Annotated in this window: 25 protein-coding genes and 1 pseudogene; 20 read left to right on the top strand and 6 right to left on the bottom strand. The window is 44.6% G+C overall.

The genetic code is table 11. The features are described 5' to 3' along the window. Positions 1–25: 25 nt before the first annotated feature. The gene (locus tag QUB33_RS02020) at positions 26–295 is read left to right on the top strand and encodes a hypothetical protein (protein ID WP_333346544.1); all 270 of its coding nucleotides are present in this window, start codon (positions 26–28) and stop codon (positions 293–295) included. A 190-nt stretch (positions 296–485) separates the two neighbouring features. Further along, positions 486–1,190, top strand: coding sequence for a hypothetical protein (locus QUB33_RS02015; protein ID WP_333346541.1), 705 nt, complete (start codon positions 486–488; stop codon positions 1,188–1,190). Positions 1,191–1,643: 453 nt separating this feature from the next. Here QUB33_RS02015 and QUB33_RS02010 read toward each other — a convergent pair whose 3' ends face one another. Both QUB33_RS02010 and QUB33_RS02005 read right to left on the bottom strand, forming a co-directional pair. Next, positions 1,644–2,090, bottom strand: coding sequence for an NADAR family protein (locus QUB33_RS02010; RefSeq protein ID WP_333346538.1), 447 nt, complete (start codon positions 2,088–2,090; stop codon positions 1,644–1,646). Positions 2,091–2,138: 48 nt separating this feature from the next. Beyond that, positions 2,139–2,852, bottom strand: a complete 714-nt coding sequence (locus tag QUB33_RS02005) for a hypothetical protein (protein ID WP_333346536.1) — start codon at positions 2,850–2,852, stop codon at positions 2,139–2,141. A 121-nt stretch (positions 2,853–2,973) separates the two neighbouring features. Between QUB33_RS02005 and QUB33_RS02000 the strand changes: the two genes are divergently transcribed. The 6 genes from QUB33_RS02000 to QUB33_RS01975 all read left to right on the top strand — a co-directional run bounded on the left by QUB33_RS02000 (position 2,974) and on the right by QUB33_RS01975 (position 8,111). Further along, the gene (locus tag QUB33_RS02000; protein ID WP_333346533.1) at positions 2,974–4,053 is read left to right on the top strand and encodes a dipeptide epimerase; all 1,080 of its coding nucleotides are present in this window, start codon (positions 2,974–2,976) and stop codon (positions 4,051–4,053) included. Between the two features lie 158 nt (positions 4,054–4,211). Then, positions 4,212–5,261, top strand: a complete 1,050-nt coding sequence (locus QUB33_RS01995) for a DUF1611 domain-containing protein (RefSeq protein ID WP_333346529.1) — start codon at positions 4,212–4,214, stop codon at positions 5,259–5,261. A gap of 43 nt (positions 5,262–5,304) precedes the next feature. Continuing rightward, a complete protein-coding gene (locus tag QUB33_RS01990; RefSeq protein ID WP_333346527.1) occupies positions 5,305–5,946 on the top strand; it encodes a restriction endonuclease subunit R in 642 nt (213 codons plus the stop codon). Positions 5,947–6,014: 68 nt separating this feature from the next. Next, complete coding sequence (locus QUB33_RS01985) at positions 6,015–6,485, top strand: GNAT family N-acetyltransferase (protein WP_333346524.1); 471 nt, start codon at positions 6,015–6,017, stop codon at positions 6,483–6,485. A gap of 937 nt (positions 6,486–7,422) precedes the next feature. Further along, on the top strand, positions 7,423–7,710 hold the full coding sequence (locus QUB33_RS01980; protein WP_333346521.1) for an NfeD family protein: 288 nt from the start codon (positions 7,423–7,425) through the stop codon (positions 7,708–7,710). A gap of 113 nt (positions 7,711–7,823) precedes the next feature. After that, positions 7,824–8,111 (top strand): NfeD family protein, encoded by a 288-nt coding sequence (locus QUB33_RS01975; RefSeq protein WP_333346518.1) that lies wholly within the window; start codon positions 7,824–7,826, stop codon positions 8,109–8,111. Between the two features lie 340 nt (positions 8,112–8,451). On the opposite strand, the gene QUB33_RS01970 is transcribed toward QUB33_RS01975, so the two are convergent. After that, positions 8,452–8,631, bottom strand: a complete 180-nt coding sequence (locus tag QUB33_RS01970) for a hypothetical protein (RefSeq protein ID WP_333346515.1) — start codon at positions 8,629–8,631, stop codon at positions 8,452–8,454. Between the two features lie 542 nt (positions 8,632–9,173). Between QUB33_RS01970 and QUB33_RS01965 the strand changes: the two genes are divergently transcribed. From QUB33_RS01965 to QUB33_RS01955, 3 genes are all read left to right on the top strand, one after another. Then, positions 9,174–11,285 (top strand): NACHT domain-containing protein, encoded by a 2,112-nt coding sequence (locus QUB33_RS01965; RefSeq protein WP_333346512.1) that lies wholly within the window; start codon positions 9,174–9,176, stop codon positions 11,283–11,285. Positions 11,286–11,397: 112 nt separating this feature from the next. Beyond that, a complete protein-coding gene (glyQ, locus tag QUB33_RS01960) occupies positions 11,398–12,276 on the top strand; it encodes a glycine--tRNA ligase subunit alpha (RefSeq protein ID WP_333346510.1) in 879 nt (292 codons plus the stop codon). Between the two features lie 158 nt (positions 12,277–12,434). Continuing rightward, positions 12,435–13,202: an ATP-binding cassette domain-containing protein gene (locus tag QUB33_RS01955; RefSeq protein ID WP_333346505.1), complete on the top strand. Its 768-nt coding sequence runs from the start codon at positions 12,435–12,437 to the stop codon at positions 13,200–13,202. Between the two features lie 309 nt (positions 13,203–13,511). Here QUB33_RS01955 and QUB33_RS01950 read toward each other — a convergent pair whose 3' ends face one another. Next, complete coding sequence (locus QUB33_RS01950) at positions 13,512–14,783, bottom strand: MFS transporter (protein ID WP_333346503.1); 1,272 nt, start codon at positions 14,781–14,783, stop codon at positions 13,512–13,514. A 288-nt stretch (positions 14,784–15,071) separates the two neighbouring features. After that, positions 15,072–15,584: a DUF2808 domain-containing protein gene (locus QUB33_RS01945; RefSeq protein ID WP_333035270.1), complete on the bottom strand. Its 513-nt coding sequence runs from the start codon at positions 15,582–15,584 to the stop codon at positions 15,072–15,074. A gap of 444 nt (positions 15,585–16,028) precedes the next feature. Here QUB33_RS01945 and QUB33_RS01940 point away from each other — a divergent pair, with 444 nt between their 5' ends. The 3 genes from QUB33_RS01940 (at position 16,029) to QUB33_RS01930 (ending at position 19,246) form a co-directional block, all read left to right on the top strand. Then, positions 16,029–17,177, top strand: coding sequence for a Re/Si-specific NAD(P)(+) transhydrogenase subunit alpha (locus tag QUB33_RS01940; protein WP_333346499.1), 1,149 nt, complete (start codon positions 16,029–16,031; stop codon positions 17,175–17,177). A 369-nt stretch (positions 17,178–17,546) separates the two neighbouring features. Beyond that, on the top strand, positions 17,547–17,840 hold the full coding sequence (locus tag QUB33_RS01935; protein WP_006633295.1) for an NAD(P) transhydrogenase subunit alpha: 294 nt from the start codon (positions 17,547–17,549) through the stop codon (positions 17,838–17,840). Continuing rightward, complete coding sequence (locus tag QUB33_RS01930) at positions 17,837–19,246, top strand: NAD(P)(+) transhydrogenase (Re/Si-specific) subunit beta (protein WP_333346496.1); 1,410 nt, start codon at positions 17,837–17,839, stop codon at positions 19,244–19,246. Before QUB33_RS01935 ends, QUB33_RS01930 begins: the two co-directional genes overlap by 4 nt. Positions 19,247–19,378: 132 nt before the next feature. Here the strand turns inward: QUB33_RS01930 and QUB33_RS01925 are convergent, their stop codons facing one another. After that, complete coding sequence (locus QUB33_RS01925) at positions 19,379–19,645, bottom strand: hypothetical protein (protein ID WP_333346494.1); 267 nt, start codon at positions 19,643–19,645, stop codon at positions 19,379–19,381. Between the two features lie 126 nt (positions 19,646–19,771). Here QUB33_RS01925 and QUB33_RS01920 point away from each other — a divergent pair, with 126 nt between their 5' ends. The 6 genes and pseudogenes from QUB33_RS01920 to QUB33_RS01895 all read left to right on the top strand — a co-directional run. Continuing rightward, positions 19,772–20,044: an excisionase family DNA-binding protein gene (locus QUB33_RS01920; RefSeq protein ID WP_333346491.1), complete on the top strand. Its 273-nt coding sequence runs from the start codon at positions 19,772–19,774 to the stop codon at positions 20,042–20,044. Then, positions 20,022–20,273 (top strand): hypothetical protein, encoded by a 252-nt coding sequence (locus QUB33_RS01915; protein ID WP_333346488.1) that lies wholly within the window; start codon positions 20,022–20,024, stop codon positions 20,271–20,273. Before QUB33_RS01920 ends, QUB33_RS01915 begins: the two co-directional genes overlap by 23 nt. A 105-nt stretch (positions 20,274–20,378) precedes the next feature. After that, the gene (locus QUB33_RS01910; RefSeq protein ID WP_333346485.1) at positions 20,379–20,807 is read left to right on the top strand and encodes a deaminase domain-containing protein; all 429 of its coding nucleotides are present in this window, start codon (positions 20,379–20,381) and stop codon (positions 20,805–20,807) included. Positions 20,808–20,889: 82 nt separating this feature from the next. Continuing rightward, entirely contained in the window at positions 20,890–21,360 is a 471-nt protein-coding gene (locus tag QUB33_RS01905) for an SMI1/KNR4 family protein (RefSeq protein ID WP_333346482.1), read from the top strand. 35 nt (positions 21,361–21,395) lie between these two features. Beyond that, a complete protein-coding gene (locus tag QUB33_RS01900; protein WP_333346479.1) occupies positions 21,396–21,722 on the top strand; it encodes a DUF433 domain-containing protein in 327 nt (108 codons plus the stop codon). Positions 21,723–21,919: 197 nt separating this feature from the next. Next, positions 21,920–22,812: pseudogene (locus QUB33_RS01895) on the top strand (protein-arginine deiminase family protein); the annotation flags it as partial.

Genomic DNA, 22,812 nt, shown 5'->3' with positions numbered 1-22,812 from the left:
GGTCTATATAGACCGAGGATTTCTCATGACTAATTATAACAGCGAACAGCTCAATCTGTTCACCCAGCCGATCGCAGTTTCGGTGGAAATGGGCTGCACAGTTGAACGTGCCTCCGAATTAGTACAACGCTCAAGAAGCTCAATCTATGATGGGCTAAAGAAAAATAAACCGTATCTGCGGCAGGTTCCCACAGGTACATGGCAAGTTTACTCTACAGGCAAAAAAGATGGCTCAATTCTTGTGAATGTTGCCTTCATTTATTCTCCAAAAGATAAGAATTGGAGACTTGCTTGAACTCAAATCTCAAGGCTGCGTTAGTCCAAAGCTTAATGCAGCCTTCTGCCTCTTCGGTTGCTGAGGAAAACAGCAAGCAGAGCCTCCAAATCTGCGTCCCCAGGCAGAGCGGGGAAACAAGAAAAAATTTGAAAAATATTCCTTAAGACTTGTTACAATACACAAAACTTCATACTTTTCCCAACTCTGGATGACCTTTTTCAACGCCTCCGAACCCCTAATCCGCTGCAAACAGGAACATCTCGACGTACAAGACCGCGAAGGCCTGTTGCAACTCCGCTGGCAAATTGGAAATATTACTCTTTTCTCAGGATTTTATACCCGCATCGACCAAACTTTTCTGCTTTGGGGTTTGGTGACAGGGGGGATTTTTTTTACGGCTCAGTTTGTCCCCATCAGTTGGAGCTTTCAGGCGATTCTGTGGTCAAGTTTGACTTTAGTTTGCACTGTGGCAATGACCGTTTTGACTTTGTTTTGGGTAAGAGTCGAGCGAGTTAGCTGGATTCTTTACTCTTGGGCGATTTTGATGATAACTGGTTTGGTTCTGACGGATTGCAGTATTTTTGCCGGTTGGGGAAGTTTCTTGCTGCACCTTTGCGATTTGTGGTTGGGGTTGAGCGCGATCGGCTATTTGTTGACGGGACTCGGTTTGCGATCGCGCACTTTTCTCCTGATTGGACTAACCCATTTATTTAGCATCCCTCTATTAACTTTTGTTGCACCTTGGCAATATCTAACCACAGGAATAATTATGGCGGGCTGTTTGTGGTTATTGTCCGAATTGCAGTGGGATATGCGATCGCCGATCGACAATACTTTGCTAAGCGCAGAACAGAAAGAATTTAACAGAATTCAACAGCAACTGCGACAGAGTGGCCCGATTGTATCCGAATAAATCGCAAATGTAAAGAATTCTGTACAATAGCTAACACTTTCCATAAATCGTAGACAATAGAAAGATACAGCATCAATAAAAAACAAACTTTAACCAGAACAGGAGTTTTGCTATTTGACCTGTGAATCGCCAACCTAAGGAGAACGGTGTCCGGGAAGCGACTGGCGAACAAATGCTGTACTTGCGACGATAAAAGTTAATTCGGGTTGACAGTAGTTGTGGAAATCAAAAAGTGGTGCAGGGTTTTTACCGTTTCCCCTGCTTTGCAGTCTTCTCGGAGAGGCTAAACCCTCTACCAGAACAGCCTGAGGAGATTGGCACAAAATTCGACAGTTTGTCAGGCGGATTTTTGAGTCAGCGTGTTTAATAAAATTGGGAAAATGCTCGCTTAGAGCTTTGCAGGACTTACTATTAAACAAGTCCTGCTTTATGATGGAAAATTTAAATTATTTTTCACTCTGACGTGCCTTTTCGCAATATCTCCCTTACTTCCATTAAAATCTGTCCCAACATATTTTTGCCGCTGCCATCTTTACCGCAACCCCAATAGTAATCACTTGGGGAATTTTCGACTATTTCCTCCTTGCCAGTAGCTAGTAAAAGTTCTCTAATTTCGGCATGAGTTTCAAATTTGCGGAGTACGGCTTTTCTCATGATATCATCTTTGACTTGTTCCCAATCTTTGCGGAGGGGACGAGAGCGATCGCGCCCCATTTTTGCGGCATCTTTCGGCGTTTTTGCTTGGCGAATTTGGTTGCAATGGGCCGTTTTGGGAAACTTTTGTGCTTGAAAATAATGTTCGGTAGTTGGCCAATATTCTCCGTATAACTCGAATCCATGACTGGAAAAATTAGAAAAACAGCCGTATTCGCTGCCAGTGGTGTAGAAGTAGATAGCCATAAAGTCTGCGATTTCAATTTCGTTAATAATCTTGGTTAATCGTCAGTTTTACCTCTCTGGATTATCCAATACCTTCAACCGCAAATCAATAGTTTCAAGATGGGAACCGATGTAAGACAGCAGGGCGTAGATGAATACGATCACCCCTACCATTTCCAAAATTTCCTCAACACAAACCATCAAACCGTATATCAAGTTTCGTTTAGTTACCGCATCTGCATAATAGCCAGTAACCATTTCCATGCCAAGTGCTCCACCGACATATATACTGCCTGCTAGTAAGAAAAAGTTTCTTGTTTTCCGGGGTAGGTGCCGGAGAAACTTGAGATAAGCCAGCGCAGTAACCCCAACAAAAATCGCCCCCGGAATTACCCAAATGAAGTAAAAAATTCCCCCTAAATTCAGTGCCTTTCGCAAGTCGTTAATAATTAATATTTCGTGCAAACTCAATATTTCATCTAAAGAAAAAAATACAAACATCAACGCCAGCGCTTTCCAGTGTCCAAAATACCGATCGCCCTGCTTCTTCTTAGCACTAGCAATAATACCTAGCAAAATCGCGCAAAACAGCAAAGTAAATGACGAGTACCACGAAGGATAATTTATTTCTTGGTCTAAGTTAAACAAACTAATCCAGCGTTCTTTATAGTTAAAACCGTAGCGCAGAACTTGTACGATGCAACCAGCAACAGCAAAGAAGAGCACCCAAATGCTGAGAGAGAAGGCAACTCTCTTCGGCGAAACAGAAATAAGGAATTTCATCAAGTTTTTGATAAACTAGAACAAGCAAAATCAAACTATAAAGTAAAAAGTTACAAATCGCAAGAGCGGCACAATCCGCCACCTCTGATTTTTATTTAGAAAAAATTACCAATCACTGACAATGCACGTTCAAATTGAAACTTTCACTGTCCGCAAGCGGTTTGCCCTTACCATCAGCCGCGGTACAACAGCCCAAAGTACCAATTTATGGGTGAAGCTAGAACACGAAGGCATCGAAGGCTGGGGAGAAGCTTCGCCGTTTTCCACAGGTTCTCGGCCCCAAACTACCGAAATTCTGCTAGCCGCATTGCAGGAAGTCGCACCGCTGCTAGAAAAGTTTACTCCGTTCGATCGCCAAAAAATCGAACAAGTATTAGCAGAGGTCAAGTTACCCTCAGCCGCCCGCGCCGGCATAGACATGGCAATGCACGACTGGCTGGGCAAAAAAGCAGGCTTGCCGCTGTGGAAAATGTGGGGATTAGATCGATCGCGCATCGTCCCCACCTCGGTCACAATCGGCATTAATTCCCCGTCTGGTGCAAGAGAAAGAGTGCACGATTGGTTTGGCAAAGATGTGACAGATCCAGGAAGTATCAAATACCGCGCCGTTAAGGTTAAATTAGGAAATCCCGAAGGAATCGAAGCCGACAAAGCTATGTTAATAGCAGTTATAGACGAAGCACCAGCTAACCTTAAAATCAGTGTAGATGCTAACGGCGGTTGGAGTTTGAAAGATGCAGCAGAGATGTGTCGCTGGCTGGAAAAATACCAGATAAATTATGTCGAACAGCCGCTTTCACCCCTCGCCGATATGGATGAATTCTCAGAACTGCACCGTCAATCGCCGCTGCCAATTTTTGCTGATGAAAGTTGCTTTAATAGTTTCGATATACCCAAGTTAGCGCACTGCGTCCACGGCATCAATATCAAAATGATGAAGTCAGGGGGATTGACCGAAGCAATGCGGATGATTCACACAGCAAAAGCCTGCAACTTGCAAGTAATGTTCGGCTGCTATTCAGATAGCGCGATCGCAAATACAGGAGCAGCACAACTTTCACCGCTAGCTGACTATTTGGATTTGGACAGTCACTTAAATTTATTAGACGATCCTTTCACCGGTGCGATCGTCGAAAATGGGTGTTTGCTGCCAAACGGGCGATCGGGATTGGGAGTGCGGCAAATTGAGATTGGAGAATAGAAGTAAGTAGGTCGGCGCAAATAAACTTTACCATGTAACAGAAGATCAAGCTATCATAAACTTTGCGATTGCCTTCCTTCGGCTCGCGAAAGCTAAAGTTTCACTTACTGCGTCCAGGCCTGATGTATTTTCAAGCTTCCTCTACTTACAGTAAACCAATGACTAAAAACTATCTGATCAAAAATGGCAAAGTTGCTATCTTACTGCATGAGGGAATTCTCGGCCCTTCCGGCAAAACAGGCTTAGCATTTTTGCGTTACAGCGAAGCACAAATTGTAGCAGTAATAGACCGCCAATGTGCAGGACAATCTTTACCTGAATTAACGGGTATTCCTCAACAAGTACCGATAGTTGCTTCCGTTGCAGAAGCACTGCAATGGGCGCCGGATATTATGTTAATTGGTATCGCTCCTTCCGGCGGTGTTTTGCCGCCGGAATGGCTGCCAGAAATTAATCAAGCGATAGCAGCAGGTTTGTCAGTTGTCAACGGTTTGCACGCTAAACTAGCACCTTTGATAACAGTTCCTTTAACCGAAAATCAATGGATTTGGGACGTGCGTCAGGAACCGAAATCTGTCGGTGCGATCGCCTCTGCCGCCGCCGCTAAATTAAGCTGTCGTCGCGTGTTAACCGTCGGCACAGATATGAGCGTTGGCAAAATGTCAACCAGTTTGGAACTCAATCGCACTTGCTTGCAGCGGGGTTTGCGTTCTAAATTTTTGGCTACCGGACAAACAGGTTTAATGATCGGAAATGAAGGCATTCCTTTGGATGCAGTGCGAGTTGATTTCGCGGCTGGTGCTGTCGAACAAATGGTGATAAAATTGGGTTCTGAATGCGATATTCTGCACGTAGAAGGGCAAGGTTCGCTATTGCATCCGGGTTCGACGGCGACTCTGCCGCTGTTGCGGGGTTCGCAGCCAACCCACTTAATTTTAGCCCACAGAGCCGGACAAACTAGCATTCGCAATCACCCGCACGTATCGATTCCTAAGTTATCAAAAGTGGTCGGATTGTACGAAATGTTAGCTGCTGCTGCGGGTGCTTTTTCAGGGGGAAAAGTGAGCGCGATCGCCCTCAACACTCATCACTTAAATGAAGCAGATGCGCTGTTAGCAATAGCTGAAGTTCAAGCAGAAACGGGATTGCCTTGTACCGATGCGGTAAGGTTTGGCGCGGAGGTCTTGTTGGAGGCGATCGACAGTTGATATGCTGCAATAAATTACAACTAATAAATAACTACATAAAACTATGACACAAAGCATTCAAGAAAAAACACTGATCCTGCTAGATGTCGAAACAAAATTTAATTTTCAACTTTGTGAAGACGAGCAATTCTTCCGGGAGTGGATTGACGATTTACCGGAAATTAGCGATGACAAAAAGCGAGCGCTCGACAACGTAAAAGCAGGTTATATCAACAGTGTCAAGTATGCAATGCTGGAAGATACCGTAAAAATGGTGGTACTGGCTCCCATGCTATTTTTAGCAGATTTCTACTTGACTCCCTTTCACATAGAGGCAGAAAAATCAGTAGAACTGACTATTGAAGATGAAGATACAATTGTCAAGGGTAGCATCGATCTCCTGCTATTGCTGAAATCTTTTTTGGTAGTTGCGATCGAAGCAAAACGCTCTCAATATTCCGTTGAAGCTGGGCTTCCTCAGTTACTATTTTATATGCTGAATGACCCCAGCCCCGAACCAGTAACATTTGGGCTTCTGACAAATGGTAGCAGCTTTCGATTTATCAAAATGACCAAGCAAGACACACCGCAGTATGCCGTCTCTAAACTTTTCGATATTGCGAATCCCGGAAATGAACTTTACGAAGTTTTTCGCATTTTGAAGCGGCTAGCTGGTATAATTTCCAGTGACAACAGTTATACTTAAATACACTATCTGGAACTCGACTCTGAAAATAAGAATAAATTTACTAAAGCTCATTTTATGGAATCATAATGAATGAAAGTTTTTTTTCGTTGCCGTCTGAATGCGCCATCCGCCCAGCCTCAGTTCAAGATATCAAATCAATTAGAAAGTTAGTGTGGAGCGCCAAACTCGATCCAACTCAGTTGCGCTGGGAGCAATTCTGGGTCATCGAATGCGAGGGAAAATTGGCAGCTTGCGGACAGTTGCGGAACTTTGCGGGCGCGCAAGAATTGGGCAGTTTGGTGGTGGCGAAAGATTGGCGCGATCGAGGTTTGGGAAGCTACCTCACAAAATATTTAATTCAACAAGCTACAGAACCGCTATATTTAGAATGTTTGGGAAAGCGACTCGCATCATTTTATACTCGCTTTGGTTTCGTAGAAGTTTCCGTACAAGAATTGCCGCAGTCGCTTAAATTCAAGTTCGGTTTTTCTCAATTAGCTAAAACTTTATTCAAAATTCCTGTAACAATTATGCAGTATCAAGCAGGTTGTCTATAATTATGACTTTTATGAATTTAAAATTCTGAATTTATGAATTGATTTTAAGTTCGACCTGTTCAATAATTGGATAACAGGGTGCGATCGACCTGCATCGCTCAAAAACTCCTACCGCCTCCTGATATCTCCGTCAGTGTCGATCGCCTATTTTCTATGCCTAAATAGGTAGGTACAAATCAACATCGCATGGGGAGGGCGGGTGAGTGCCCTAGTAAAGTGGCTTAGATCATAGATCCGCGCCCTTACTGACCCCTAATGGCGCACAGGGTGTCAGAAACCGGGTTTTTAGCCGTTTGGTGCGTAAGTCACGCATTAGATATGTACGAATATTCCGGATTGGGCGATCGAGACTGCGTAAATTCATAATTCACTGTTTGCGGTAGTCCACTTGACTAAATTGGCACAGCTACAAGCCTGATAGGTAGGCAGAAACCTTTGCAAAATCGTTGTTGGCCGGTTGACAAGTGTCCTGTGCCAGTACCAGACTCGGAAAGTGGACTGGCGATCGCACCAAAGATATTGGACTCCTGGCAAATTAGTAAGTGTAAAGCAAGTGAGTCACAACCCAATCAAAAAATTCAACCCAAAAATTCAACCCAAAAATAAAACATCTTCCCAGCAGCAGTAATGCGGAATCAGTCAAGCGCTAATGTAGCTAACAACATCTACCCCAGAGGTAAATCCCACCAACTGCTCAACCATTAAATCCTTAATTCAATACCTCGGAATTACTGGATTTAGACTCCCCGCAACCGCTTCTCAAACCCCCTCAACATTTCAAAAATTCTTTTCCTTTTATCCCGATAGAACGACGCAAGGTAAGAAGAATGAAATATTAGGGCAATCAATTAATCTCAACCGAGGAAATGCAGCCTCTCAAATAGCATAAACAGAGAATTACACATCCATATATTTGAAAACAACAGGAGTAAATATCATGTTCAACGTAGTAAAAGCTTTCGGCTCGATTTTCTCTACCCAAGGATACAGCGGAGCTAACAATATGCTCATCAAAAATTACATCAACACCAATTTCCACTACTTCAACGAAGAAGCAGTAGTTGATGAATCGATTTACCCGAATCAAACAGGTCGCGTCCGCTTCCAAGGTAGCTGGTGGCCCGCACGTTGCGATCGCCAAATCACCCTCACACCGGGAGACACCGTTTATGTCATCGGCGTTGACAACATCACTCTGTTAGTTTCCCTCGCTCCCGCAGACTAAATCAGAGCATGAACAACCTGGTAATCAATTTCAACCAGGAAATGCTACTTTTCAAAGAACACAAAATAGGCGATTAAACTTCGATATATTTTAACACAAAAGGAGTCAACAAAATGTTTAACGTAATAAAAGCTTTCGGTTCTATTTTTTCTACTCACACCTACAGCACAGAAAACAATCTCTTAATGGATAACTACATCAACACCAATTTCCACTACTTCAACGAAGAAGCAGTCGTTGATGAATCGATTTACCCGAATCAAACAGGTCGCGTCCGCTTCCAAGGTAGCTGGTGGCCCGCACGTTGCGATGGCCAAATCACTCTCACACCGGGAGACACGGTTTATGTCATCGGCGTTGACAACATCACTCTGTTAGTTTCCCTCGCTCCCGCAGACTAAACTAGAACTCGCTCTAAACCTTTTCACGCTCAGAACCCCGACTTCTTCAAGAAGTCGGGGTTCTGACTATTCTGTTTTTTAGTGGCTATTTGGCGATCGCTTCCACTCAACACCTGACGCAAGACAGCAATATCTACCTCAGTTTATTTGCCAGTAGAAATATGGCTGATCGGGCTACAATAAAATGGCATTGAAGATGCGTACTATACCATGCCAAGATTGGTAAATGCGATCGCTCGATAGTTTGAGTAGCGATCGCATCCACTCATTTTTCATATTTTCGCTTGTCGATTTCGGCGATCGGCAACGACAAATTTTTCTCAATCTACTCGTTTAGCATTTAGCTTTTATCTATTTCACTCTCCTCATCTTTCTGCAATGCAGTCAAAATTAGAAAGCACAGCTTGAGCAGAAACAGCAGAAACCCTGCTTGGGGATTGAGCCAGGTGGCAACACCCACTACAGTAAACTCGATTACTTTGAGCAATTTTTTCTTATTTGAACTTTTCATGTTGGTCATCTTCGTTGAAACTATCAACAATCTGCCAAATGCAAGATAGGAGGCTGGTTTTAGATACGATCGCCTAAAGCTCAGGTTATGTACAAGTTTGTCCAAGTTACGATCGCGTCGCTATAATTGGAGAAACCTGAAACCACTACATGACAGAACCTAGCGGGCGATCTCTCAGGCTATCGCCAACTCAACTAAAAAAGGCGGACATCGCATTAGCAAAATTTGGTAGCAAATCCGATTTGGCTGCTCAATTACAGATGTCGCGTACTACCATCAACAAATTTTTCAAAGGTGAACCTGTTCAGCGCAAGCAGTTTCTTTGCATCTGCAAAAAGCTCAAACTGAAATGGGAACCCGATGATGAAGTCGTTCAGCAGAAAGGTAAACCACCGAGTTCAGTCTCAGATCCGCCTGCTGAGAGCGAGAAAGATGACATTGATGCGTTAGTTCAGCAGGTACGATCGCGCCTCCACGATGACATTCAACGGTTGCACGGGACCATGCCGCTTTGGGGCATCGATCGTTGCGTGCCGTTGGGTGGCTTGTTTGTGGATGTCAATATTCTGGAGAAGCTGAGCAGTAGCGACAAGTCGGAATACGATGATTTGTGCCAAGATTTCAGGAACAATCCCAGCCATCGAGGTTTAGATGGCATTGGCTTGGGCAAGGAACAGAAACGAGTGCCGGGGTTAGAAGTGCTGGCGAAGAATACAAACCTAATGGTGGTGGGCAAACCGGGTTCGGGGAAAACCACGTATTTGCAACGAGTGGTGACGGAGTGCAACGCAGGGAATTTACAAGCGCACCGGATTCCGGTTTTGATTAGGCTGCGGGATTTTGTGAGAGATGGACGTAAGCTTATCTATTCACTAAAGCCTTATCTAGAGAAGTGTTGGCAGTTATCAGATGTAGAAACGCTACTGAAGCAAGGTCGGGTACTGGTTCTGTTCGATGGGTTGGACGAGGTGACGGGAGAGGATGGAAAGAATATCACTGAGGAAATGAAGAAGTTTGCTCGTGACTATCCGCAGGTGCAAGTAATTGTGACGTGTCGAACGCAGAGTTTTACTGGCGAAATGGACTGGAAATCTCTACGCTTTCAGTTTGTGCAAGTGGCGGATTTTAATGAAGGCCAGGTGCGATCGTTTTCAGAACATTGGTTTAAGACGGTTATGGGGGATGAGTCAGGAGGATTGGCGAAAGCGCGAGAGTTTTTAGAACAACTATTTTTAGAGGCAAATAAGCCGATTCAGGAGTTAACGATTACGCCGATTTTGCTGAGTTTGACTTGTGGAGTGTTTCACCAGACGGGGAAGTTTTACTCGAAGCGTTCCAAGCTTTATGAAGAAGGGTTGGATTTATTGCTAGAGCAGTGGGACAAGTCGCGGGAGATAGAGCGAGATGAGATTTATCGGGATTTGTCGGTAGAGCGAAAGCTGGAGTTATTGAGCTTTCTGGCAGTGAAGAAGTTTGAGCAAGAGCAATATGTGTTGTTTAAGCAGGCGGAGATTGAGGGTTATATTGCCGAGTTTTTGGGGATTGGGCAGCGGGATAGTCGATCAGTATTGAAGGCGATGGAAGCGCAGCATGGATTGTTGATTGAGCGAAGTCATAAAGTTTGGTCGTTTTCACACCTGACGTTTCAAGAGTATTTAGTGGCAAGATTTTTTCTTGAGATTTGTGATTGGATCGAACTAGCAAAACAGGTTGTGAAGCCGAACTGGCGAGAAATATTTTTACTGGTTGCTGAAAGCTCTAAAGAGCTGGACGATCTCTTTTTAAACATGAAGCTTCAGATCGATCTGCTGTTGGCTAACAATACAGAATTACAAGAAATCCTAAATTGGCTAAATTTGAAAGCAATGTCGCTCGAAGCACCCTATAAACAATCAGCAATTCGTGCTTTCTATTTTACTGTTTTTACAGCAAGTATAAATTTTTTTGATACTATATTTCCTAAACATTTGGCTCCTGCACTATTCCTGGATTTTGAATTAATGCGTGCATATGCACGCAGGCAAGATAAAAGTTTTAACTCGGATTTCTCCATCGCCTGCGCTCTTGACAGTTCTCTCAATCAAGTAATTGGAATTGTTCATAGTCACGGACACAATCTTCATGATGAACTTATTATTCCTCGTGCAGACGCACTCCGTAATATACTAAAACGTCTGATAAATTCAAGATTTGACTACCCTATAAAGCCCAAACAAGCTTTGGAATTTTCAATAAAATTCGCTAGAGATTGTGTCTTGCCCCTTCCCTTCTATGAAGGTTTGCAAAATTTGAGCGAACAGCTAAGTAACTCTACGAAAAGTTATATCCAATTATATGACGACTATTGGAAAAATAATAGCCTTAGAAATGATGAGTTAGATGATTTAGTGGAAGAGTGCAATAAAAAATGGATAATCGAAGGAAAAAACTGGAGTGACGAGCTAAAAGAATTAATGATGAAATATAGAGGGATGAATCCCGATTTGAATTTAGAAGAAAATCATCTTAAGCTTCTGCAACTATATTATCTTGCCAATAGTACACTTGTAAGTTGCTTAAATAATGCTGGTGGACTTAAGGATCGAACGAGAAAATTAGTGGAAGATTTCTTATTTATTGCGATCGCCGAAATCGAAAAACGCAAACGTGAAAAAGCAGAGTAGGGCAATTCGCTATAAATCCTGTCTTATCTAATTTCGGCAGGGTTTATTTGAATAAACCGTGCCTTGAGTATGCTTAAATAAGTTTAGACACATACTAGCCATATTGAAACCAGTGAACTTTCAATCAGTCATTGCAACTTTGAATCAATTCTGGAGCGATCGAGGCTGCCTGATCGCCCAATCCTACGACACAGAAAAAGGTGCAGGAACCATGAATCCCCACACCTTTCTCAGAGCAATCGGCCCCGAACCTTGGTCAGTCGCTTACATCGAACCCTGTCGCCGCCCCACCGACGGACGCTACGGCGAAAATCCCAACCGCTTCCAACATTACTATCAATATCAAGTTTTAATTAAACCCTCTCCTCCCAACATCCAAGACATCTATTTAGACTCTCTCAGAGCATTAGGAATTCGCCCAGAAGACCACGACATTCGTTTCGTAGAAGACAACTGGGAATCGCCCACCCTCGGAGCTTGGGGCGTGGGCTGGGAAGTCTGGCTCGACGGCATGGAAATCACCCAATTTACCTACTTTCAACAGTGTGGCAGCATTGACTGTCGCCCCGTCTCCATTGAAATTACCTACGGACTAGAACGCCTAGCAATGTATCTCCAAGAAGTCGATGCCATGACGAAAATTCAGTGGAAAGATGGCATCACTTACGGCGACGTTCACCTGCAAGGAGAAATAGAACAGTGTACTTATAACTTTGAAGCTTCTAATCCAGAATTGCTGTTTACTCTATTTGGATTGTACGAGCAAGAAGCGGAACAACTGACAAAAAAAGGATTGGTTTTGCCTAGTCTTGATTATGTGTTAAAATGTTCTCACACTTTCAATTTACTCGATGCTAGAGGCGTGATTTCGGTAACGGAAAGAACTAGGTATATCACCAAAATTCGCAATTTGGCGCGGCGAGTGGCTCAGCTTTATTTGGAACAGCGCGAAAAGCTGGGTTTTCCTTTAGAAAAATCTGTAAAAGTTTGAGCTTGAGTTTGATTGTGGGGCGGGCATCTTGCCTGCCTTAAGAACGGGCAAGATGCCCGTTCCACAAAGAGTGAGTTGGATTTGGGAGTGGGCATATTGCCTGCCTCAAGAACGGGCAATATGCCCGTTCCACGAAAGCCATATTTTTAATTAATTAAATGCCTAATTATTCGGAAAATAATACAGAAACAAATCCTCAACTGCGAATTGATAATGTTAGTTTAAAAACACCGATCGCCTCAAGTCATTTGTTGGAAAATATATCATTTCAGGTACACAAGGGATCTCGCGTGGCAATTGTTGGCCCTTCAGGTGCGGGGAAAACAACGCTGTTGCGGTTGCTAAATCGGCTCAGCAGTCCCACCAGCGGCTCGATTTATCTGGAAAATACAGAATATAGCCAAATACCTGCGATCGAACTCCGCAAACAAATCACCCTCATCTTGCAAGAATCCAAGCTTTTGGGAATGTCGGTGCGAGAAGCATTGGCTTATCCTTTGAAGCTGCGGGGGGTGACTCCATCAAACATTGCTGAGAGAATTAGCGGGGCGATCGAACAACTGCACATACCCCAAGAATGGCTCAATCGCACCGAATTGCAGCTTTCCACAGGCCAAAAACAGCTCGTGGCGATCGCCCGCGGCATCATCCTACAACCAAAAATCTTGCTTTTAGACGAGCCAACATCCGCCCTAGACGCAGGAAAAGCCGCCCACCTTTTGCAAGTATTGATACAGCTAACAAACGGCAAAACCACAATTGTAATGGTAAACCATCAATTAGAATTAGCCGAGCAATTTAGCACGCGAATTCTGCATTTACAGCGCGGAAAGCTCATCGAAGATTTGCCCTCTCATCAAATAAATTGGGTGCAACTGCGGCAAAATTTAATCCAAGCAGAAGCAGAAGCCCAACAAGAATGGTGAACAAGCTAAAAAACAATTTCTGCGACTAGATACGCGGTGGAAATCCCCGAACCTTTTTCTAAAGTTGCGCCTAAAGCTGCTTGAATCTCTCTGAGAGATGCGATTGCACTTGTATTTGCTTGGTTTAACCTCTGGTTGCGTAATTAATTTGGATGTTTTAACCGCAGAGGGCGCAGAGGGCGCAGAGAAAGAGAAGATAAGAGGGAAAGAGAGAAGTGTACAAATTGTTGAGGATTGCTAGAGATACAGTCAGATATTAGCTTTGGGAATCTTGTTTAATGTTGGCATTTGTGATTTTACGCTAAATCGCTACTGCGGAATTAAACCCATTTTTTGATAAAGTGGTCGGACTATGTTTTTTAAAGCTGGCAACTGTTTGGTAAAAACTATGGAGCCTAAAACACAAATTATACCTCCAATGATGACTGTATTGGGAGCGCCGATATAATTTGCCAATCCGCCGCCAACTAAATTCCCAAACGGTGTCACTCCAAAAAATGCCATCGTGTATATGCTCATCACTCTTCCGCGTTTGTCGTCTTCCACAATTGTTTGCAAAAATGTGTTTCCTCCTGCAAATTGGATAATGAAACCAAACCCCACAAACAACATCATGATTAAAGACAGCCACAAGACGCGGGACAAACCAAAACCTATCAGTCCGAATCCCATAATGGCCGGTGAAATTGCAATGAATTTGCCGAGGCCAACTATACTTTTGCGAGAAATCAAATAAATCGCCCCCGCAAATGCTCCGACTCCCGAAGCAGCCATCAAAAAGCCTAGAGTTTGTGGGCCGCCTTGCAGAATTTTGGTGGCAAAAATTGGGACTAAAACTGTGTGCGACATTCCCGCAAAACTGACTAATGCTAATAGCAGTAAAATTGCTCGAATCGGGGGAAATCCGAAGGCATAAACGAATCCTTCTTTTAATCTTTGTAAGGGTTTGGTATTAGTTGCTGCAATTTTACGGGCTTTGATCTGCATCGCTAATAAGCCTGCAATTACAGCGATGTAGCTGAGTCCGTCAATCAGAAAGCAATAACTTGGGCCGACTGTAGCTATCAGCAAACCTGCAATCGCTGGGCCGATTAGTCGGGCTCCGTTGAACATGGAAGCGTTGAGGGCGATCGCATTTGCTAAATCTTCTTTCTTTTCTACAAGTTCCGGTACAAAAGCTTGCCGTGCCGGCGCGTCAAAGGCATTAATTGCGCCTTGAAAGAAACTCAGTACCAGGAGCTGCCAAATGTTAACGACTCCTGTTAGCGCTAAAAATGCTAGCGCTAAGGATTGAACCATCGCTAATATTTGAGTGGCAATTATGACTCGGTGGCGGTTCCAGCGATCGATTAAAACTCCTGCAAAAGGCAGTAAAATTAATGTGGGGATTTGACTTGTAAATCCCACCACGCCGAGCATCCAAGGTGAATCGCTCAAATTGTATACAAGCCAAACAGTAGCGACTTGCGTCATCCAACTACCAATCAGTGAGATGCCTTGTCCTGCAAAAAACAGGCGATAGTTTCTCGATCGCAGGGCTGGAGGAAGTTGTATTGTTTTGATTTTTGCTAGTAGATTCATGCTGCAAGTACGGCTAGAGCAATCCTATTTGATTGGTAAACATTTTTTAGGGTAGCGCCCCTAAGCCTACCCCTAATTAGCGAAGGGCAACCATCGGGGGACTGCCCCTAAACTTATTTTACGAATCCTTGACAATTGCGATATGAGCCGGAGGTTCTATTTTACAACTCCCGAAAACCAGGATTTGAGTATTGTTAAATTTTTGCCCGTAGCAAAACTATCGCCACAGTTAAATTTAACTGTGGCGATCGCTTGATTAACGAGAAATTCTTTCCCCGAACTCTTCCCTCAATTAATGCTCAACAGCCAAGTACCGAGGTAACGCAGCAAGGGAACATCCCCAGGGGTGCGGATGCGGACGTTGAAATGGTACATTCCGCCTGGAGATGGGTTTCTGACGTTGGAGAGTACAACCTCAACATTGTTGCCTGCGGCAATTGGTTCTTTGGGATAAATTTCTATGAAACGATTTTCTTTGTCCCAGATCACTTCTTGCAATTCTATTGTTTTGTCTTTGACGCGCACTTTAATGTCTTTTTGGTCGAATTCGCCTTTGTAGTAGTCTGGATAGGATATGTTGAGTTGGGCGATCGCCAAACTTACTTTCTTGGAAGGAATTCGCAGCCGATATCTATCGCCGCTCATCCCGGCTGTACCGTAATCCAAGCGATAGCTTAATTGGTTGGCGCGCTCGGGGCCTCCGAAAATCGTGAAGCCTGGCATGGACTGGGCTAAACTGATGGCGGGTAATCCAGCCACCAAGCAACCTGTAACCGCTAGTGCTGAAAATAATCGTCGCATAACAACTCCTCTAATTAAACTTTTGGTGAACCTTAAATATTGCTCGCCCGAAATTTGCGATCGTGCCTACAATATATCGAATGTCTCAGCAATTTGATGAGGGCGAGCGACCGCCGGCTGAGGTCACTTTTTTTTGCGTATTTTTTGCGTAATACTGATAACAGACATTCAAACTACAGAAGTAGGCGACATAAAATTATATCATAATCGGTGGCAAACTGAACAATTTAGCGAATGGGAATGTATAAGATAAGTTAAAGATACGGGTCGAATTTGGGCGATCGGCTTTAGTATCAACGAGGGAAGTTTAGGGCAACGGCTGCTTCAATGTAAAGGAAGGCATCGGGCGATTAAAAATCGCACTTCAAGAAACCTGCGGAGGCAGGTTGTGTCTGTGCAGGCGCGGTTTCAACCGTCCTAGGAAGGCTTAAATAAGGAGAGTGTATGAAATTAGCGATCGCAAAAGAAATAGCAGCAGGAGAACGCCGGGTGGCTTTAGTACCCGACGCTGTAGCCCGATTAGTCAAACAGGGCGTCGAAGTTTGGGTTGAGGCCGGTGCCGGCGCACAATCCTTTTTCTCGGATCTTGCTTACGAAGAAGCGGGAGCTCAGGTTGTCGCCGATACCGCTAGGGTGTGGGGCGAAGCCGATGTCGTCGTCAAAATCGGGGCCCTGCAAGAATCAGAAGTTCATCAACTCCGGGAAGGAGGCGTTTTCATCGGATTTTTGAATCCTCTGGGAGATCCAGCTTTAGTGCAGCGTTTAGCCGATCGCAAAGTAACGGCATTCAGCATGGAAATGATCCCGCGCACCAGCCGCGCTCAAAGCATGGATGCGCTGTCATCTCAGGGTAACGTTGCCGGTTACAAAGCGGTACTGATCGCAGCCGCAGCTTTGCCGAAATATTTCCCAATGCTGACAACGGCGGCGGGTACAATTCGCCCCGCGAAAATATTGGTAATGGGTGTGGGCGTTGCTGGCTTGCAGGCGATCGCCACGGCGCGTCGTTTGGGTGCGGTAGTCGAAGCCTTCGACATCCGCCCGGAAACAAAAGAACAAGTGCAAAGTTTGGGCGCTAAATTCCTTGATGTCGAACTCAAGGAAGAAACCGTCGCTGCCGGAGGTTATGCTAAAGAGCTATCAGAAGCGGCTAAAGAATACACCCGCCAAGTGCTCACCCAACACGTCAGCGCTTCCGATGCAGTGATTACAACCGCTCAAGTTCCCGGCAGAAAAGCACCTATTTTAGTTACTAGAGAAATGGTTTCTCAAATGAAGCCCGGATCGGTAATTGTTGACCTCGCGGGCGAACAAGGCGGCAATTGCGAATGCACGGAAGCGGGGAAAGATGTTGAATGGAACGGCGTTAATGTCATCGGCCCGATTAATGTGCCCTCGTCGATGCCTGTCCACGCTAGCGAAACTTACTCGAAGAATATCTCCTCTTTACTTCAGTTGATGGTGAAAGATAAGGAACTCAATTTGAATTTTGAAGACGATATCATTGCTGGTGCTTGCGTTGCCCGCGACGGTGAGATTAGCAACCAGCGAGTTCGCGATGCTTTGGCCGCTCAAGCTTCAGCAGTCAGTTAGATTCTGTCGTTATGAGGCAAAGTCCGGCAGTCCGATAGTCCGGCAGTTCGATAGTCCGGCAGTCCGATAGTCCGGCAGTCCGATAGTCCGATAGTCCGGCAGTCCGGCAGTCCGATAGTCCGATAGTCCGGCAAGGGTTGAAACCCCTGCCTCAAAGCTCAAGTCCTCTGAAGAGGACTGAAGAACTGATTAAATATCTCCAAAAAAGGCTTTTTTGAACAGGCAAGATGCCTGTTCCACAAGAATTATTGGAGATGTTTATTAGTCCTCTTAAGAGGACTTTTGCTATGAGTCAGGGAATTCATTCCCTGGCGGAGTGGCGGACGCAACCGGGAACGAGTTATTTCCAATTACCAATTACCAATTGTCATGGCAGAAGGATTGATTGCAGGTTTAGTGGTGTTTACTCTAGCGTCGTTTGTGGGATTTGAAGTAATTAATAAAGTCCCGCCGACGCTGCACACACCTTTGATGTCGGGATCGAATGCGATTTCTGGAATTGCCGTTTTAGGTGCAATTCTGATTTCTGGCCAAGGCAATGTGACTGTTACTTCGATTTTGGGGACGATCGCGATCGCCCTAGCCACAATTAACGTTGTCGGCGGTTTCTTAGTAACCGATCGAATGCTGCAAATGTTCAAGAAAAAAGAGGTTAAAGCGTGAGCGATTTTCTGCCCAGTGGCATTCAACTAGGTTATTTAGTTGCCGCATCTTTGTTTATTATCGGTTTGAAACAGTTGGGTTCCCCTGCAACCGCGCGTCAAGGGAATGTGTTAGCTGCGATCGGGATGTTAATTGCGATCGTCGGTACGTTGCTGGAAAAGCAAGTAGTCAGCTACGAATTGATTGCTGTCGGAATTATCGTCGGTTCCATTTTGGGAACAATTATGGCGAATACCGTGGCGATGACGGATATGCCGCAGATGGTGGGTTTGCTTAACGGTTTCGGGGGCGCGGCTTCTGCACTCGTTGCTGTGGGGGAGTTCTGGCGCTATCTCAGCATCCCGGAATCGCCAACTCCAGACGCGACAATCACGATCCTTTTGGGTGTGTTGATTGGCGGAATTACTTTCACTGGTAGCCTTGTGGCCTTTGCGAAACTGCAAGAATTGCTACCGGGTGCGCCAATGACGTTTCCGCTGCAACAGCCGTTTAATGCCATGCTGGCGATCGCACTTTTAGCCGGCAGCGGTTATATGCTGTTTAATCCGGAGGATGTGCCGGTATTCCTGGGTTTGGTGGCGATTTCCAATATTCTGGGAATCATGTTTGTGCTACCCATTGGCGGTGGCGATATGCCCGTGGTGGTGTCGCTGCTTAACTCTTATTCGGGGATTGCGGCGAGTGTGGCTGGGTTCATTTTGATGAACAATATGCTGATTATTGCTGGTGCATTGGTGGGCGCGTCGGGGATTATTTTGACGCAAATCATGTGCAAGGCGATGAATAGATCCTTGGGTAGTGTGCTGTTTAGCGCCTTTGGTAGCGGTGGCGGAAGTGCTGGGGCTGCTGCTGGGGCTGCTGGTGCTACTGACAAAACTGTTCGCAGCATCAATCTCGAAGAAAGTGCGATGATGTTGGGTTATGCGCGATCGGTTGTAATTATTCCCGGTTACGGAATGGCTGTAGCGCAAGCACAGCACGCCGTGCGCGAGTTAGCCGACGGTTTGGAAAAAATGGGTGTTGACGTGAAATACGCAATTCACCCGGTGGCTGGGCGGATGCCGGGGCACATGAATGTGCTGCTGGCGGAAGCAAACGTGCCTTATCCGCAGTTGTACGATATGGACGATATCAATCCGCAGTTTGACGAAACTGATGTTGCTTTGGTAATCGGGGCTAACGATGTAGTGAATCCGGCGGCGCGTCACGATACGGCGAGCCCGATTTACGGGATGCCGATTTTGGAGGTTGATAAGGCCAAGCATACGATCGTAATTAAGCGCGGGATGAGTGCTGGTTTTTCCGGTGTAGATAATGAGTTGTTCTACAAGGATAAGACGATGATGTTGTTTGGTAGCGCTAAGGATGTGGTTGCCAAATTGGTTTCTGAGGTGAAGCAGTTGTAGGATTTTTTAACCGCAGATGAACGCGGATTAACGCGGATGATTAAACCCGGTTTCTTGGAGAAACCGGGTTTTTGTTGGGATTTTGTTTTGGTGTTGTTTTATGCAATGCTAGCTGGGTTCACATATTCACGCTCAGATGGGTGTATGTGAAAATCCTTGTTCTCTGGCTTTTTGAAACCATTTATCTGCTTCAGTGCGATCGGCTGCTACACCATCAGCACCGCAAAGATAAATTCCTGCTAAGTTGTTTGAGGCAACACCATAGCCTTGCTCAGCGGATTTGATGTACCATTTAATTGCTTCTAACATCATCATTTCTCGACCTAATCCTAAATGGTACATACTGGCAATTATGCACTGGGATGCAGCATTACCTTGTTCGGCTCGTGGTTTTAACAAGGTAAAGGCTTGGGTATAATCTTCGTTATTAAAAGCGGCTAGACATTTTTTTTACGTCAGACATTAAAGACGTTTAATAAATTCTATATACTAGATTAGCATTAAATGAATTCAGGAAACATTTCCATGAACCGGCAAAAAATACTCCAAGATGCAATTGAGCAAGATATGACTGTTGAAGAAGCTGCTAGTTTGCTCTATGTGTCGCAAGAGTTTGTGGTCAAATTGCTCGACAACGGGAAAATTCCCTATGGAAAATTAGGAAACCAGCGGCGGATTAGTTGGGCAGGTGTGATCGCCTATAAACAGCAGCGTACTGTTAAGCGCCGCGAAATTCTCAAGGAATTAGCTCAGTTTAGCCAAGAAGAGGAATTGCATGAGACCAGAGTATACAGCTAGCAGGTTGATTCCTTATCCTGTTGTTTTGGATTCCTGCGTGATATTTCCTATGCACTTGCGCGATACGCTACTGAGAGATTTTCCGCCAGATGCTTTAAATCCTTGGGGCATTACGTCCCAGATACTTGTGTTGATTTACAAATATGCAGTTTTGGATTATAATGTAGGAGACTTAATAAACACCTTGGATAGACAAGGCGGTAATCCCGAAACCGTTAGGGGGGTGTGAAGCTTAAAAGCGTAGCGCTAAAAGGCAAAGGAATACCCTTGCTATAAATCAGTAGAGTTACAAATATATATCGGAATTTTTTTAATATAAACAAACTTTTTTTGTATGGAACTTTTTAACTGCACGAATTCTCTTGAGAAAATTAGACAAGAGTATAATGTCGGAGGGGGGAGAAATATCGCTTTTGCAGTATTCCAAATTGGGAATGATTCTGGCAAACTAATAGGAATCAGCGGCAAATCAACCCGTCTAGGAACGGTTGAGTTACCTACGCAGCCCTTTTTTAAAACCTTTCCTGTTCCCGATGGGCATTCGCGAGCCTATGACAGTGAATATAAGCTGCTTGAGGAGCTAGCCTCTCGATATGGCCAGATGCCAAATATTGAAGGAACGGTCGATTTATATACAGAGCGTCCACCTTGTGATTCTTGTAGTTCGGTGATTAAGCAGTTTTGTCGGCTGTTTCCAAACATTCTGCTGACTGTGAATCATGGAGGACAGCGTGAGAAGGTACTGAGGGAGTTGGCTTTCTAATGCTCCGGCAATAGCCATTCGCGCATATACAAATGAAACCCGCCGGCGGGTTTCACAATCCTTTTTAAAAGAGTTAATAGCCATGTATCTAGATCAAGTCAAAGAAAGGCTCAAAGAACTAAAATTGGTGAGTTCGGATGAACTGGTGGCCTGTACTTACCCTGAAATTACAGAGCTTGAGAAGAAGTTAAAATTCTCGCTCCCCGAAGCCTATAAAGAGTTTCTCCTCTGGATGGGGAAGAGTGCTGGTCAAGTCTTACAGGGGTCGGACTGTTTTTTTGAACACCTACCTTATTTAAAAGAGTGGGCTGTCGAACTCTTAGAAGAAAATCACTTTCCCAATACTCTGCCAGAAGATGCGTTTGTTTTCTTTATGCACCAGGGTTATCAATTTAGCTTTTTTAGACTTTCTGAAGGAGATGATCCACCCACTTACTCCTACTGTGAAGGGACAAACCAAACCTCTTTCACTAGAAGTCATAATAGATTCAGTGCATTTATGGCGACCGAGATAGAGCTGCACGCCAAGTATTTGACGGCTTTTGCTAGTTAGGAAGTATGTAGAGGTGAAAAAAGCCAATCGCATTTATGACTCTACAAGAATTAGAAACTCAAATCTCAACGTTAAATTCAGCAGATAAAGCAGCGGTTATAGAAATTTTACTTCAAACCTTAAGCAGTGGTTCTCTAGGCATTAAAAAAACTCCCGGCGTGTGTGGCGGCGATGCCTGTGTTGGCAATACTCGCATACAAGTTTGGGTACTGGTGGGTTATCGCCGTCTCGGATGCAGCGATGCTGAAATTTTTAAGTGCTATCCCCATTTGACGGCGGCTGATTTAGTCAATGCTTGGGCTTATGCTGATGCTTACCCAGAAGAAATTGAACAAGCAATGAAAGAGAATGAGGAAGCCTAAAACATGGCGCGAATTTGCTATAACAAGACTTACAGACTCCGACAAAGAAACCGGGTTTTTACCGAATCAGTCCGCAGCAACAAAGTATTTTTGTAAAAAACCTGGTTTCTGGGCCCCCATGCGTAAGTTCTTATAATTAAATCCCCCATTGCTCCCAAGATTAGGTAAAATTATTGGCGTGTCTGAGGATAAACTATATGCGCTGGGTTCGATATATTGCGATCGCGATCGTCAATGGTTTCGGTGTCGTCATCGGTATTATTTGGGTTGCAGTCCCCACAACAGTGGCTCAACCTTCCCTAAACTACCAACTCGCACTCTCTGGGCGACAGCCAGACGGCGAAACTCCGCAATCCCTTTCCGAACTCTACAAATTGCGCGATCGGCTCAAAGTACAATTAGATAACCTTGCCAAAACTCCCGACAGCGCCCCGTTTCCTGCAGAACTTTGGAAATCCGCAATCAACCGCCAGCAATCCCAAACTCTGGCCCAGCAACTCCAAAACGTTCAAAGTCAGATTCAAATAGAAGAAAGAGCCAAATATAATTGGGACGATGCTGCTAAATTAGCCGCCCAAGCAGTCTTAATTGGACGCACTTCTAATCCTTCTTCTGCTACTTGGGAAGAGTCCCAGCGGCTGTGGCAGTTGGCTATCAATACGCTGCGACTCATTCCCCACGATTCTTTTTTGGCCGATCGGGCGATCGACAAAACCATCGAATACCAAGGAAACCTCAGTGTCGCTACCTATGAAATGCAAGTCGCACGTTCTGTTGAGAAAGTTAGAGCCGAGGAAGAAGAGATAAGAGAGCGAGCCCGCAAAGAGCAAGAGAAAAAAGAATTTGCTCGTCGAGAAATAGAGAGAAAAGAGCAAGAGAAAAAAGACCGGGCTAGAAAAGAACTTGAAAGGCAAGAGTTTGAAAAGCAAGAATTAGCCAGAAAAGAACTTGAAAGGCAAGAATTAGCCAGGAAAGAACTTGAAAGGCAAGAGTTTGAAAAGCAAGAATTAGCCAGAAAAGAACTTGAAAGGCAAGAGTTTGAAAAGCAAGAATTAGCCAGAAAAGAACTTGAAAGGCAAGAATTAGCCAG

Source organism: Microcoleus sp. B3-A4, assembly GCF_036705385.1.
Lineage (GTDB): Bacteria > Cyanobacteriota > Cyanobacteriia > Cyanobacteriales > Microcoleaceae > Microcoleus.
This window is presented reverse-complemented; position numbering and strand designations above follow the sequence as displayed.

Coding starts and splice junctions, on each gene's coding strand:
- QUB33_RS02020 (WP_333346544.1), top strand. CDS start 26: ATGACTAATTATAACAGCGAACAGCTCAATCTGTTCACCCAGCCGATC.
- QUB33_RS02015 (WP_333346541.1), top strand. CDS start 486: ATGACCTTTTTCAACGCCTCCGAACCCCTAATCCGCTGCAAACAGGAA.
- QUB33_RS02010 (WP_333346538.1), bottom strand. CDS start 2,090: ATGGCTATCTACTTCTACACCACTGGCAGCGAATACGGCTGTTTTTCT.
- QUB33_RS02005 (WP_333346536.1), bottom strand. CDS start 2,852: ATGAAATTCCTTATTTCTGTTTCGCCGAAGAGAGTTGCCTTCTCTCTC.
- QUB33_RS02000 (WP_333346533.1), top strand. CDS start 2,974: ATGCACGTTCAAATTGAAACTTTCACTGTCCGCAAGCGGTTTGCCCTT.
- QUB33_RS01995 (WP_333346529.1), top strand. CDS start 4,212: ATGACTAAAAACTATCTGATCAAAAATGGCAAAGTTGCTATCTTACTG.
- QUB33_RS01990 (WP_333346527.1), top strand. CDS start 5,305: ATGACACAAAGCATTCAAGAAAAAACACTGATCCTGCTAGATGTCGAA.
- QUB33_RS01985 (WP_333346524.1), top strand. CDS start 6,015: ATGAATGAAAGTTTTTTTTCGTTGCCGTCTGAATGCGCCATCCGCCCA.
- QUB33_RS01980 (WP_333346521.1), top strand. CDS start 7,423: ATGTTCAACGTAGTAAAAGCTTTCGGCTCGATTTTCTCTACCCAAGGA.
- QUB33_RS01975 (WP_333346518.1), top strand. CDS start 7,824: ATGTTTAACGTAATAAAAGCTTTCGGTTCTATTTTTTCTACTCACACC.
- QUB33_RS01970 (WP_333346515.1), bottom strand. CDS start 8,631: ATGACCAACATGAAAAGTTCAAATAAGAAAAAATTGCTCAAAGTAATC.
- QUB33_RS01955 (WP_333346505.1), top strand. CDS start 12,435: ATGCCTAATTATTCGGAAAATAATACAGAAACAAATCCTCAACTGCGA.
- QUB33_RS01950 (WP_333346503.1), bottom strand. CDS start 14,783: ATGAATCTACTAGCAAAAATCAAAACAATACAACTTCCTCCAGCCCTG.
- QUB33_RS01945 (WP_333035270.1), bottom strand. CDS start 15,584: ATGCGACGATTATTTTCAGCACTAGCGGTTACAGGTTGCTTGGTGGCT.
- QUB33_RS01940 (WP_333346499.1), top strand. CDS start 16,029: ATGAAATTAGCGATCGCAAAAGAAATAGCAGCAGGAGAACGCCGGGTG.
- QUB33_RS01935 (WP_006633295.1), top strand. CDS start 17,547: ATGGCAGAAGGATTGATTGCAGGTTTAGTGGTGTTTACTCTAGCGTCG.
- QUB33_RS01920 (WP_333346491.1), top strand. CDS start 19,772: ATGAACCGGCAAAAAATACTCCAAGATGCAATTGAGCAAGATATGACT.
- QUB33_RS01915 (WP_333346488.1), top strand. CDS start 20,022: ATGAGACCAGAGTATACAGCTAGCAGGTTGATTCCTTATCCTGTTGTT.
- QUB33_RS01910 (WP_333346485.1), top strand. CDS start 20,379: ATGGAACTTTTTAACTGCACGAATTCTCTTGAGAAAATTAGACAAGAG.
- QUB33_RS01905 (WP_333346482.1), top strand. CDS start 20,890: ATGTATCTAGATCAAGTCAAAGAAAGGCTCAAAGAACTAAAATTGGTG.
- QUB33_RS01900 (WP_333346479.1), top strand. CDS start 21,396: ATGACTCTACAAGAATTAGAAACTCAAATCTCAACGTTAAATTCAGCA.